Origin of the sequence: Pseudomonas putida (genome assembly GCF_003228315.1) — a bacterium.
Classification (GTDB): Bacteria; Pseudomonadota; Gammaproteobacteria; order Pseudomonadales; family Pseudomonadaceae; genus Aquipseudomonas; species Aquipseudomonas putida_S.
The window spans coordinates 6,560,479-6,572,953 of the sequence record NZ_CP029693.1; the positions used below are offsets into that span (position 1 = coordinate 6,560,479).

13 protein-coding genes are annotated in these 12,475 nt (G+C 60.1%); 6 read left to right on the forward strand and 7 right to left on the reverse strand.

The window, feature by feature from the left end; all coding sequences use genetic code 11:
* Nucleotides 1–19 precede the first annotated feature (19 nt).
* Complete coding sequence (locus tag DKY63_RS30875) at nucleotides 20–1,195, forward strand: (R)-mandelonitrile lyase (protein WP_110967596.1); 1,176 nt, start codon at nucleotides 20–22, stop codon at nucleotides 1,193–1,195.
* Here the strand turns inward: DKY63_RS30875 and DKY63_RS30880 are convergent.
* Complete coding sequence (locus DKY63_RS30880) at nucleotides 1,183–2,076, reverse strand: LysR family transcriptional regulator (RefSeq protein WP_110967597.1); 894 nt, start codon at nucleotides 2,074–2,076, stop codon at nucleotides 1,183–1,185. The genes DKY63_RS30875 and DKY63_RS30880 overlap by 13 nt on opposite strands.
* Before the next feature lie 69 nt (nucleotides 2,077–2,145).
* A complete protein-coding gene (locus DKY63_RS30885; RefSeq protein ID WP_110968022.1) occupies nucleotides 2,146–2,982 on the reverse strand; it encodes an SDR family oxidoreductase in 837 nt (278 codons plus the stop codon).
* 132 nt (nucleotides 2,983–3,114) lie between these two features.
* On the opposite strand from DKY63_RS30885, the gene DKY63_RS30890 reads away from it, so the two are divergent.
* A complete protein-coding gene (locus DKY63_RS30890) occupies nucleotides 3,115–4,017 on the forward strand; it encodes a LysR family transcriptional regulator (protein WP_110967598.1) in 903 nt (300 codons plus the stop codon).
* Between the two features lie 83 nt (nucleotides 4,018–4,100).
* Here DKY63_RS30890 and DKY63_RS30895 read toward each other — a convergent pair whose 3' ends face one another.
* The 3 genes from DKY63_RS30895 to DKY63_RS30905 all read right to left on the reverse strand — a co-directional run bounded on the left by DKY63_RS30895 (nucleotide 4,101) and on the right by DKY63_RS30905 (nucleotide 7,355).
* Nucleotides 4,101–5,396 (reverse strand): OprD family porin, encoded by a 1,296-nt coding sequence (locus tag DKY63_RS30895; RefSeq protein ID WP_110967599.1) that lies wholly within the window; start codon nucleotides 5,394–5,396, stop codon nucleotides 4,101–4,103.
* A gap of 132 nt (nucleotides 5,397–5,528) precedes the next feature.
* Nucleotides 5,529–5,984 (reverse strand): type II 3-dehydroquinate dehydratase, encoded by a 456-nt coding sequence (locus tag DKY63_RS30900; protein ID WP_110967600.1) that lies wholly within the window; start codon nucleotides 5,982–5,984, stop codon nucleotides 5,529–5,531.
* A gap of 15 nt (nucleotides 5,985–5,999) precedes the next feature.
* Nucleotides 6,000–7,355 carry an MFS transporter gene (locus DKY63_RS30905; RefSeq protein WP_110967601.1) on the reverse strand — a complete coding sequence of 452 codons (1,356 nt, stop codon included), beginning with the start codon at nucleotides 7,353–7,355 and terminating at the stop codon, nucleotides 6,000–6,002.
* Between the two features lie 163 nt (nucleotides 7,356–7,518).
* Here DKY63_RS30905 and DKY63_RS30910 point away from each other — a divergent pair, with 163 nt between their 5' ends.
* The 3 genes from DKY63_RS30910 (at nucleotide 7,519) to DKY63_RS30920 (ending at nucleotide 9,858) form a co-directional block, all read left to right on the forward strand.
* The gene (locus DKY63_RS30910; protein WP_110967602.1) at nucleotides 7,519–8,403 is read left to right on the forward strand and encodes a LysR family transcriptional regulator; all 885 of its coding nucleotides are present in this window, start codon (nucleotides 7,519–7,521) and stop codon (nucleotides 8,401–8,403) included.
* 82 nt (nucleotides 8,404–8,485) lie between these two features.
* Entirely contained in the window at nucleotides 8,486–8,860 is a 375-nt protein-coding gene (locus tag DKY63_RS30915; RefSeq protein WP_110967603.1) for a hypothetical protein, read from the forward strand.
* 152 nt (nucleotides 8,861–9,012) lie between these two features.
* Nucleotides 9,013–9,858 carry an AraC family transcriptional regulator gene (locus DKY63_RS30920; RefSeq protein WP_110967604.1) on the forward strand — a complete coding sequence of 282 codons (846 nt, stop codon included), beginning with the start codon at nucleotides 9,013–9,015 and terminating at the stop codon, nucleotides 9,856–9,858.
* Between the two features lie 44 nt (nucleotides 9,859–9,902).
* On the opposite strand, the gene DKY63_RS30925 is transcribed toward DKY63_RS30920, so the two are convergent.
* The gene (locus tag DKY63_RS30925; RefSeq protein WP_110967605.1) at nucleotides 9,903–10,412 is read right to left on the reverse strand and encodes a YkgB family protein; all 510 of its coding nucleotides are present in this window, start codon (nucleotides 10,410–10,412) and stop codon (nucleotides 9,903–9,905) included.
* A gap of 155 nt (nucleotides 10,413–10,567) precedes the next feature.
* Nucleotides 10,568–11,473 (reverse strand): LysR family transcriptional regulator, encoded by a 906-nt coding sequence (locus DKY63_RS30930; protein ID WP_110967606.1) that lies wholly within the window; start codon nucleotides 11,471–11,473, stop codon nucleotides 10,568–10,570.
* Nucleotides 11,474–11,581: 108 nt separating this feature from the next.
* On the opposite strand from DKY63_RS30930, the gene DKY63_RS30935 reads away from it, so the two are divergent.
* Nucleotides 11,582–12,421 carry a HalD/BesD family halogenase gene (locus DKY63_RS30935; RefSeq protein WP_110967607.1) on the forward strand — a complete coding sequence of 280 codons (840 nt, stop codon included), beginning with the start codon at nucleotides 11,582–11,584 and terminating at the stop codon, nucleotides 12,419–12,421.
* Nucleotides 12,422–12,475 lie beyond the last annotated feature (54 nt).

Genomic DNA, 12,475 nt, shown 5'->3' on the forward strand with positions numbered 1-12,475 from the left:
CTTGAAGGGATGGCTCCTCATGAAAAACACCTTGATAGGCATCGCGGTCTGCGCGGCGGCGCCGTTTGCCGAAGCCGCCGACACCGCCGGTGCAGGCAATGCCGGTGAGTCCCGTCGGGCTGAACAGCAGATCAGTCGGGCGGGCACCCAGGCTTCGATGGCGGGACCTGCGGATTATTTCACCGGGCGGGTGCGCGTCGATCCGCTGTTTCCCGGCACAGACGAAATCAATGCATCCGGCGCTTACGTCAGCTTCGAACCGGGTGCGCGTTCGGCCTGGCACACCCATCCTGCGGGCCAGCGCCTGGTGGTGACGTCCGGTGTGGGCCTGGTCCAGGAATGGGGCAAGCCGGTGCAGGAAATTCGCCCGGGCGACGTGATCGTCTGCCCGCCGGGCGTCAAGCATTGGCATGGCGCGGCGCCGGCGAGCGCCATGACGCACCTGGCCGTCACCGGCTCGGTGGACGGCAAGAATGTGGATTGGCTGGAGAAAGTCAGCGATGAGCAGTACAACGCTCGCGGCACGCAGACGCCACCCGCCAAGCCGCCCGTTTCGCAAACGCTGTCGGCGAAGCAGCAGGCCATCCCGTTGATTGCCGCCGCCATGGCCACGAGCAATATGAGCGCTCTCAACGCGGCGTTGAATCGCGGGCTGGATGCTGGCCTGAGCGTCAGCGAGGCGAAGGAAATCCTGGTGCAGCTTTACGCCTACAGCGGTTTCCCGCGCAGCCTCAATGCTCTGGGAGAGTTGAAGAACGTGGTTGAGGCGCGCCAGCAACGCGGTATTCAGGACGATCCGGGACGCGAGCCCGGTCGCGTGATTCCCACCGGCAACGAACTGCTGGCGGCGGGCAAGGCCAACCAGACACGAATCGCCGGGGCGCCCGTGCAGGGACCGTTGTTCGACTTCGTTCCAGTGATCAACCAATACCTGCAGACGCACCTGTTCGGCGACATCTTCGAGCGCGACAACCTGGACTGGCAAAGCCGTGAGCTGGCTACCGTCGCCGCGTTGGCGGTCACGCCCGGCGTCGAATCACAACTGCGCTCGCACATGGCGGCGAGCCTGCGGGTTGGCCTGACGACTGCACAGTTGCGTCAGTTGATCCAGTTGCTGGCCGAGCAGGGCGATGCTGCGGCGGCCAAACGTGCCGGCGAAGCACTGGATACGGTGCAGGCCAATCAACCCACATAGCGCAGGGATTCGCGCAGCAACGTGAAGGCCGGTGAACTCTGGCGCCGGCTCGGATAGTAGAGGTGGTAACCGGAGAACGGTTCGCACCAGTCTTCGAGCACGCGTATCAATCGGCCTTGGGCCACATGTTCCTGGACCAGGTCCTCGGGCATGTAGGCCAGGCCCAATCCCTGGAGCACGGCTTCCAGGCGCATGCCGATGTTGTTGAACACCAGTTGGCCTTCGACCCGCACGTTCAGTTCCTGGCCGCCTTTCTCGAACTCCCAGCAATAAAGGCCACCGTGGGTCGGCATGCGCAGGGTGATGCAGTTGTGCGCCATCAGATCGCTCGGGATCAGCGGCTTCGCATAGCGGGAGAAGTAGACGGGGGAACCGACCACCGCCATGCGCATGTCGGGGCCGATGCGCATCGCGATCATGTCCTTGGCCACCTGTTCACCCAGCCGCACGCCGGCGTCGAAACCCTCGGCCACGATGTCGGTAAAGCCGTAGTCGACGATGATTTCGATATTCAGGTCGGGATTGTCCGGCAGCAGTTTTGAAAGCACCGGATGCAGGACCGTGAGCGCCGAGTGCTCACCGGCGGTGATACGCAACTTGCCCGCCGGCTTGTCGCGGAATTCGCTGAGCAAGGCCAGTTCAGTGTCGATTTCTTCGAACCGGGGCGCGATCACCCGCAGCAGATGTTCGCCGGCTTCGGTGGGCGAGACGCTTCTTGTGGTGCGGGCCAGCAAGCGGACGCCCAGTCGCTCCTCCAACTGGCGCATGGCCCGGCTCAAGGCCGGTTGCGACATGCCAAGCCGGGCGGCGGCGCGGGTGAAACTGCGTTCCTGGGCCACCGCCGAGAAAATGGCGAGCTGGTCATAGCTTTCAACGGTCATTCATGCGGCCCTGTTATGAACGGAAGGTGATTATGCCATCTCCCGCATGTCTGGCCAGACGCTGAACATTCACTGGGGCGCCAGTTCGCCATACCAGTAAGCCGCGGTGACGCCACCATCCATCAGGAAATCGCTGCCGGTGATGAAGGTGCCTTCCGGTCCCATCAGCAGCGCGCCGAGGGCAGCCACTTCATCCGGGGTACCGCCGCGTCCGGCCGGGCACAGGTCGATCATGCGCCGGTAGCCTTCGCCGCGCGGGCCGCTCAATTCGTCACGGGCCAGCGGGGTGAAGATGATGCCCGGGCTGATGGTGTTCACTCGCGCACCGCGTTTACCCCAGCGTACGGCTTGCGCCATGACCCGCAGCGAATTGCCGCGCTTGGAAATCTGGTAGGCATGCAAGGGGTCGGTGACCTGATCGGGCGCCAGCATGGGCAGGGCGAGCAGATCGTCCACCGGTGTGGTGGCCAACGCTTTGTTTTGCTCGGAGCTAAGGGCTGGCAGGCGATGACCGGATTGTGAGGCGATGACAATCGCCGAACCGCCCTCGGCGATGACGCTGCCGAACTCCTCCAGCACGATCGCCGTGCCGTACAAATCAACCCGCAGGATAGTGGCGACCGGGGCTTGGGAGGGGGAAACGCCTGCGGCGTGAATGACGCCGGTGATTTCGCCGATGGCCGTGGCGGTCTGCACCAGCGCCTGTACCGAGGCACGGGAGGCGACATCAACGACGGCGGTGGAAACTTCGAAGCCCGCGTCAAACAGCACCTTCGCCGCCGCGTCGGCATTCTCCTGCTTCAGATCCGCCAACAAGACGTGCTTGCCCGCGCTGACCCGGCGCGCGATGGCCTGGCCGATGGAACCGGCGCCAATCACGACAATCACGTTCGAAGGGGCTTTCATGAGGCCACTGTTGCCCGGCACGCGCTTTTGCATGGTTTGCGACTCCTCTCGTAGGGTTGCATCACCTTATATTGCTGTTTAATGCTCAACAATATAGGTTCGGTTGCATGACTTAGTGAGAGAAATTCAGCAATGATGCGTGCCGATCTGCCTGGCCTTACCGCCTTTATCGCCATTGCCGAGCACCGCAGTTTCAGCGCTGCGGCTCGCGTACTGGGGGTGTCCTCTTCCGCGCTCAGTCACTCGATGCGCAACCTGGAGGCCCGCCTGGAGATGCGCCTGTTCAACCGCACCACGCGTTCGGTCTCGTTGACCGAGGCGGGGGAGCAGCTGCTGAGTGGTGTTCGTCCGCTGATGAATGATCTGGCGAACGTCGTGAACGAGGTCACCTCGGCCCGAATCACGCCTTCGGGCTCGATCCGCATCAGTGCCTCGGAGTCATCCATACGGCCGTTGATACGCCACGTGGTGCCCGGGTTCGTCGAGCGCTATCCGAACATCCATATCGAGTTCGTGGTCGACAGCAAGCTGCAAGACATTGTCGGCGATGGATTCGATGCCGGCATCCGCCTGTTCGATGACGTGCCACGGGACATGATCGCCATACGGTTTGGACCGGATGTGCGCTTCAATGCCGTCGCTTCGCCAGACTATCTTGAACGCCATCCTGCGCCTCGGGTGCCGCAAGACTTGAAGGCACATCGCTGCATCCGCTTTCGTTTTACCAGTGGCGGGCTACTGCGTTGGGATTTCAAGCAGGCAGCGCAAAGCATCAGCCTGGATGCCGAGGGACAAATCACCCTGGATAACATCAACCTGATGGTCGAAGCCGCGCTGGCAGGGGTGGGGATCGCATGGGTGCCCGAGACCGTCATTGCCGAGCATGTGCGGGACGGCCGGCTGATCGATCTGTTGCCGCAGTGGAATCCGAGTTACCCGGGTCTCTGCCTGTATTACCCGGCCAACCGCCATCCGCCGATTGCCCTGCGCTTGTTTGCCGAAGCTGTGCGGGAGTGGGCGGGCCAGGCTCAATAGCGGTGGTTTGATCCGGTTTGCGTGAGCCGCTGAACTCATCCACATCCGTGTAGATGAGTTGCCTTGTGCTTACGCCAGTGACATCACAACAGCGATATCGGATAGCTCACAAAGAGCCTGTTTTCGTCGAACTCGTTGGTGCTGAAGCTTTTGCGGATACTGGAGTTTCGCCATTTGATGCTGAGGTTTTTCAAGGCGCCGGATTGAATCACATAGGCCAGTTCGGATTCCCGGCCCCATTCCTTGCCATCGGTGATGGCACCCGAATGGACATTATCGCCACTCAAATAGCGGTTCATCATGGTGAGTCCGGGGATGCCGACGGTGACGAAGTTGAAGTCGTGACGTACCTGCCAGGAATGCTCCTGCGGGTTATCGTAACTGGAGTTGAAACTATCGTTCGCCAGTGTGCCGCCACTGGCTCCATTGACCCGCATCCATGCGGTATCGCCGGTGAGCTTTTGCAGGCCAACGTAGAAGGTGTTGCCGCCGATTTTTGCAGACAACAGGCCGAACGCGGTCTTGTTGTCCATGTCTCCGGCCAGGCTCGCGCCGTTTTCCTTGCCTGTAAAAAAGCCCAGGTTGGCGCCCAGCGTCCAGTCACCCAGCGGTTGGCTGTGGCTCAGGCTGAAGTACTGTTGCTGATAGATATCCTTGAGTTCGTCGTACCAAAGCCCGACCGTCGTGCGCTTGTCGTTGAAGGTGTATTCACCACCGCCGAAGTTGAAGCGATCGGAAGTGAAAGCCGCTTTGCCGTTCATGGACATGTCTTCCATGCTGGCATCGTTGCGCGGGCTGTTCTGTCTGAACTGACCGCCGTAGAGCGTCAGCCCACCGATTTCCTGGGAAGTGACTTGGGCGCCACGAAAGGTCTGGGGCAGCGAGCGACCATCATCCGAACGCAGGATCGGCAGGATGCTGACCCACTCGCCGACTTTGACCACCGTCTTTGACGCCCTGGCCTTGGCGGCCACCCCCAGTCGTCCAAAGTTGTCAGCCGGGCGCCCATCATCGTGGATCGGCAACAGCTGTGTTCCACCGGTGCCTTTGCCGCCATCGAGCTTCTGCGAATAGAGCCCCAGTACATCGACGCCGAACCCTATTGGCCCCGAGGTATAACCGGAGCGCGCATCCAGGATGAAGTTCTGCGTCCATTCCTGCGCTTTGTTCTGCGGTGCGGCGCTGTTCGGATAGGCAGGGTTGACGAAGTTGCGATTGAAGTAGGCATTGCGCAAATTCAGGGAGGCGGTTGCACCCTCGATAAAACCGCTGTTTTCATCAGCATTTGCGATGGCGGTCGCGCCTGCGCTGATGGCCAGCGTCAAGCCGATGAGTGAGTGGTGTGCAAGTTCATTACGGCAAAAAATAGTGTGGCGCATGGTGATTCTCTCGCATGGATTCTTGTTTTTGTTCGGGAGTTTTGAGGCCGACGCCTGAATTTCAGGCGCAGGCGGTCCTGGCAGCTGTTTGCCGAGGAACCGCCGGGAGGAAGCGTTTAGTGGAGTAGCGTTTTAGGCGCTGGGTGCCTGGCGACGCAGCAGGTCATTGATCGCTCGGATAGCGAGGGGATAACCGTCGGCTCCCATGCCGCAGATCACCGCATCGACCACACCGGACATGATCGAGTGGCGATGCAGTTCATCGCGGGCATGGATGTTCGACAGGTGCAACTCGACCAGCGGGGTGTCGAGCAGTTTCAGTGCATCGAGTACCGGAATCGAGTGAAACGAAAAGCCAGCCGGGTTGATGATCACTGCTGCGCCTTGCTCGAAGGCCTCTTGAATCCAGTCGACCATCACGCCTTCGTGGTTGGTCTGACGAAAATTGCAGACAAGGTCCAATTCCTCGGCAAGCTGTTCACTTTGGTGGCGAATCTGCTCGAGGGTAGTGTGTCCGTAAATGTGCGGCTCACGGCGACCCAGCAGGTTCAAGTTAGGGCCGTTGAGGATGAAGACGGTGCGGTTCATGGTCGTCCTGCTGCGTTATTTGGAAAGAATGGCTGAAGCGTGAGTGTCGACGGCGTCGTCTTTAGCGACGGCGTTCAGGTCGATGCCGCGGGTTTCCGGGCCGATGACGATCATGACCAGCGAGATCAGGTTGATCACCGCGCAGAGCGTCACCAGGGGCCACGGCGAGTTGTTCGACTGGCTCATCAACCACACGGCAATCATCGGCATCGGGCCACCGATCACCAGATTGGCGCCGGTGTAGGCCAGTGCCGAGCCCGAGTAGCGGACCTGGGTGGGGAAGGCTTCGGCGAAGGCCACGGGCTGGATGCCGCTCTGGAACTGGGTGAAGCCCAGGAACAGTCCCATGATTGCCATGATGGCGGGGACATTCAGCGTGTTGAGGATCGGGAAGTAGACGAACAGGATCAGCAAGGTCATGCATGAACCCAGCGCCAATGCCTTTTTACGGCCCCAGCGATCCGACAGATAACCACCGGCCAGCGCACCGAAAATCGCGCAGACGTTAGCCACCATCAGTGACATGAAGCCCGTCGACTGGCTAAAGCCCAGGTGCTTGGTCAGGTAGCTCAGGGAGAAAATCACGATCAAGTAGAACAGCGCAGCAGGCGAGCAGAAGAACAGCATCAGGCGCAGGATGGTTTTGTTATGGCTGCCCAACGCGGTTTTGAGCGGGCTTTTTTCCTTCTTTGCCGGCGTTTTTTTCAGGGCAACGAATGCAGGGGTTTCATCGACTTTCAGCCGGATGAAGATCGCCACCACCACCAGTACGAAGCTCAGGAGGAAGGGGATTCGCCAGCCAAAACTTTCGAATTGCTCGCTGGAAAGTGTCGCTGCCAGGCCCATCAACACACCATTGGCCAATATCTGACTCAGCGGTGAACACAAACCAAGCATGCCCGAATAACGGCCACGGCGATCCGGGGATGCGTGCTCCAGCGCCATCAATTGTGCTCCGGTGGACTCACCGCCAAGGGCGAAACCCTGAATGATCCTCAGGATGACCAGAAGGATCGGCGCCAAGATGCCCACCTGCCCGTAGGTGGGCAACAAACCCATCAATACTGAAGCCAGACCCATCATGGTCACAGTGGCCAACATCAGGTTACGCCGGCCCAGCTTGTCGCCCAGGTAGCCGCAAGTGATGGCCCCCAATGGCCGCGCTGCCAGGCCGACGCCGAATGTCGCCAGCGAAGCCAGCAGGCCCGCCGTTGGCTCCATGGCGGGAAAAAACAATTTGGGCAGGATGGTCGCCGACACCGCGCCATACAGCGTGAAGTCAAACCACTCCAGGGCGGTGCCGATGGTCGCGGCGGTCACTGCCTTGCGAGGCATGCGCAAATCATGAGTCTCGTTGCTGGTCGTGCTCATAAGGGTGCTCGTCATTGTTTTTATGGTTATGGGTACTCATACGTTCCTGCGCGGGTTGGCGTTGGCGGGAAACGATGAAGTGAGTAGACGTTAGCGCATCCTGCTTGCAGAATAATTATCGAAAACCAGATAAATTGATAAGCTCACCTTATGGGTAGCCAATATGGAACTGCGTCACCTGAAAGCCTTTGTCGTGGCGGCCGACTTGCTGCACTTCAGTCGCGCGGCTGAGCAGTTGGGCATTGCACAACCGGCACTCAGCCAACTTATGCGAACCCTTGAGTCCGAACTGGGGTTGGCACTGTTCCGGCGGGAAAATCGAGGCGTGGCATTGACTGCCGCCGGCGAAGCGTTTCTGCCTCACGCACGACAATCGATCGAGTCCAGCGACCTGGCGATAGCTGCCGCTCGACGTGCGCGCCGGGGGGAGGTTGGCGAAATCAACATCGGCTACCACTCGGCCTTGTTCGAGGCTAACTTGCCGCAGCTTTTGCGGCATTACTTCAGCACCTTCCCCGAGGTCAAAGTGTCGCTGGTGGACGCGGGGATTCGCGCGCAGTTCGACATGCTGCTCGACCATAAACTCGATCTGGCGTTTGCCAGGGTGTTCAAGGATCACTTGCCGGATCGTTTGCGCACCCATCATTTCAGCCAATCCAGACTCGTCCTGCTGATTCCCGACAACCATGAACTGGCCGAGAGTTTCAGTGGAGAGCTGGCGACCCTGCGGCATGAAAAATTCGTATTTCTGCAGGACAGTGCCGGCATCGGCCTGACCTCTCACACCCTTCAGGCCTGCCGGCAAAATCAACTGCATCCCGAAAACATCATGTACGTACCGTCACTGATGAGTATCCCCGGGCTGGTGGCGGCAGGGATCGGTCTGAGCATCGTGCCGGAAACGATGACGCGGTTAACCATGCCGGGCATCCGGATTGTTCCATTGGCTCAACCGGAAATGATCAGTGAGTTGTCGCTGATTTCACGGATTGACGAGCGTTCAAGTGCGGTGCTGCACTTCATCACAGAGGCCCATGGTTGGGGGTGATGGTGACGGATCAGTAAACCGCTGGTTGGCACCCGCAAACGACGACTGAAAGGCATTTTCTCTACACAAGGAAGCGACACTCATGGACATTCCCTTTTCTCAAGTCAGCGAGCGTTTGAACGATCGACGATTCACGGTAGCGGGCAACCCTCAGGGGTTATCCGGGACAGGCACGGTGTTTCATTACCGCGTTGAGGACAATGCGATTTCGAGCACTTACCAAGGCGGTCGCATCCGCACGGGCAATCAGGTGGGGCGGGTGACTGGGCCCGATTCCATCGAGCTGCTGTTTCATTGCCTGACGACCGAGGGTGAAATGCTTGCCGGCTGGTCTCGAGGCACGGTAGGTGTCGATGATGCGGGGCGTACTACGCTGAGCTTTGTCTGGGGCTGGTTGTCGGGTGCGACGGGTGGAGGGGAGTCGAGCTACGTCGAACTGACAGACCTTATGGATTGAACCTGTAGGAGCGAGCCTGCTCGCGATGGACGTTAACGAAAACGCTGGCGGCCTGATGCCCCGCGGTGTGCTTGCGTCCATCGCGAGCAGGCTCGCTCCTACAGTTTCTCTTGTCTATGATCGGTGCATCTTCATCCGGCCAAGAGATTGCCATGGATAGCCTGTCCACGTTGCTGTCGCAGTTCGGTGTGCGCGCCAGTCTGTTCTACAACGGCAGGCTGTGCGGCAAGGCGTCGTACGGCGGGGCTGATCAGCGCGGCTATCTGCATTTGCTGCAGGTCGGTTCGATGATCTTGCAGGGGCCCGGTCGCAAGGAAGTGGTGCTCACCCGTCCCAGCCTGATTTTTCTTCCCCGGCCAAGCCGTCATCAGCTGTTGGGCGCAGGGCCCGAGGGGGCGCAACTGCTGTGTGCGTCCATGGAGTTCGAGGGCGGGGCGGATAACCCGTTGACGGCTTCGCTGCCCGATTGCCTGGTGCTGGCGCTGGACGAGTTGCCCATGCTGGCCGATGTATTGAAATGGATGTTCGCCGAGGCGGCAGAAGGGCATTGCGGCCGGGAGGTCGCGCTCAATCGTCTGTTCGAGTTGTTGATCGTCCTGCTGTTTCGCCATCTGCTCGACCATCACCAGTTGCACACCGGCATGATGGCCGGGCTGGCGGATGTGCGGCTGGCGCGCTCCCTGGTGCAGATGCACAACACACCTCAGCACGGCTGGTCGATCGAAGAGTTGGCCCGCGCATCGAACATGTCGCGCGCCGCCTATGCCGTGCATTTCCGTACCGTCATTGGCCAGACACCGGCCGATTACCTGCTGAGCTGGCGGATCAGCCTGGCGCAGAAACGCTTGCGTGAAGGACGACCGATCGCGCTGATCGCCAGCGAGGTCGGTTATGAAAGCCCCTCGGCGCTGGCCCGTGCGTTTCGGCGCAAGACCGGTTACAGCCCGACTGACTGGATGAAAAATCTGCCGGCAAAGGAAGACGAAAAAATGGCCTGAGCATCTCGCGCTGCTTCAGGCCATCTCGAAACACTCTCATGGGTTCAGCGGTTTTCCAGTTCCGCCAGCGAGTGGCCGGCGATAAACACCGAGGCGGCAAGCAGGCCGATGTCTTTCAGGAGGAACTGGCCCGGCGCTACGGAAATGCCCGGGAAGCCGAGGCCGGGTTCAATCACCCCGGGGGTCGAGAACATGAAGCTGATGGTGGTGAAGAACAACCCGGCGGACAACGCGCCACCGATCAAAGACAGCTTGGGCGACACCAGGCGTGCGGCAATCAGCACGCCAATCGAGACCTCCAGAACACCCAGCAGGGCCGAGAACGTGTCGACGCTGAAGATCTGATAAACCCAACCCAGCAATGGGCTGTTGCCCACCAGAGGCACCAGTCCCATAGCTTCGTAGTGGGTGAATTTCATGCCACCGAACCAGAAGTAGATGACGGCCAGGGCGAGATAAATACCGTAGATGCCCAGTGCCGTGACTGTGCTGCCGAGGGTCGAATGGTCGTTCACGCGGCCGGTTGGGTGGTTCTCGATGTTCAGGGTTTTCATGATCAAGGCTTCCAGTAGTGGGGGTGGCAAAGGCTATCGAGCGGCCCGACTCGGTTGGTGTCGGGCTTGTCGATAGTGTTGGCTTTGCCGGCACGTACCGGGCTGCCGAGCGTATTGCGTTCGATGCAGATCGTCTTGAGCGGGGTTGCAATGAGTCAGACCTGCGCAGGTTTCTGCTTGATCCATCTATCAAGCTCCGCAACCATCCTGTTCACCTCACTGTCCTCCCGCTCCGAAGGGCGGACAATGGCGTTCCAGGCGATGTCCAGGCCGTCATTCAGGGCGGCCCATGCCAGCTCTCCACGTTCCAGGCTCGGGGTCACCAGGTCCCGTTGCAGGATGCTGATGCCGTAGCCCGAGCGCACCAGTTCGACGATGGCTTCGATCAACTCCACGGTGATCATGCGTCGCGGCAGGATGCTGGCGGGGGCGAAGAAACGGTCGTATTCCCAGCCGCTGGCGCGGTCGGTGGAATAGGTCACCAGGTTGTAGGTCTTGAAGTCTTCCGCGTAGATGGCCTTTCTGCCCGCCAGCGGGTGATCGGTGGCCATGATCGCGATCAGGTCGTCGCGAAACAGCGGCAGTTTGGCAACGCCGCTGGGCACCATGCCGTCGTCGATGATCGAGACATCCAGCTTGCCTTGCATGAGGCTTGCGTAGACGTCATCCCGGGGCACGGTCACCAGGGTGATTTCGATGTCCGGGCGCAGGCTGGAGTAGTGCTTGATGAATTTCGGAATCCAGCGAAACGGACCATAAGACGTGACGCCCATGCGCACAAACGCCGTGACGCCACCGGCCATGGAGCGGGCCTCGGACTCGGCTTCATTGAGGATCGCGATGATGTCCCTGGCGGCGCGCTCCAGACGCACGCCGGCCGGGCTGAGGCGCATTTTTCCGCCGGAGCGTTCCGTCAGGCTCACCCCCAACCGACGCTCGGCTTCGCGTATGCGGTGGCTGACGGCGGAGGGGGTCAGCCATAAACGTTCGGCCACCGCCGTGATCGATTCGACTTCCGACAGGGTTTGCAGCATCACCAGGTGATCGAGTGTCAGTCTCATGGCGGGCGACCTGAAAATAATTCACAAAATGGCGGAAAATTATGAGCGTGACTTGTTTCTGGCGGCGATGCAATCTCGATTCCGCAGAGCCACTGGAGACCAACAATAATGACCACCCTGCCTTTCACACCTGCGCCAACCCTGGACGATGTCGTCGATCTTGCGCGTTATCCCATCACCGATCGCGGCAGCGCCGCTTATCTCGAGCTGGTCGCCCGCAGCCAATCGTTGCTGGAACAAGAGGGCGTGGCGATCTTCCCGGGTTTCGTTCGCGAACCTTCGGTTGTTGCCATGGCCGACCAGACCCTGGCGCTGCATTCGCGCATGTTCCAGTTCCGCGAAGACCATACGGTTTACTTCAAGCCTCAGGATGAAAGCGTTGATCCGCAGCATCCGTTGCGGCGCTTGATGAGCACCGAAAAAGACACCGTGGCCTATGCAGATATTCCGGCGGCCCACGGGATTCGGCAGGTCTACGAGTCGGACGACGTGCTGGCTTTCATCAAGGACGTTCTGGGCCTGGACACGCTCTATCGCCATGCCGATCCTCTGGCGGCCCTGAACCTGCAAGGCTTCACCGCAGGGCAGCAATTGGGCTGGCACTTCGATCGCTCCGACTTCAGTGTCACGCTGTCGCTTCAGGCGGCAAATGCCGGCGGGGATTTCGAATACGTGCGTATGCTGCGCAACGAAAACGATGATTGTTATGACGCGGTCCGGGGCTTCCTCGATGACCCGACAACGCAACAGATCGAGGTTCTGCCCCAGGTGCCGGGGACGCTGACTTTGTTCCGTGGTCGTTATTCACTGCATCGAGTGACGCCGGTGGAAGGGGACCGATTGCGACTCAACGCGGTGCTTGCCTATGTCGATCAACCCAATGTCGAATTCAGCGCCTATGCCCGCCAGCTGTTCTACGGACGCACCTCGGTTGAGCCGCTGGTTTAGCGTTCGCCCATAACAACAAGAACCATGGATTCACGACTTCGCACCACAGTTCGC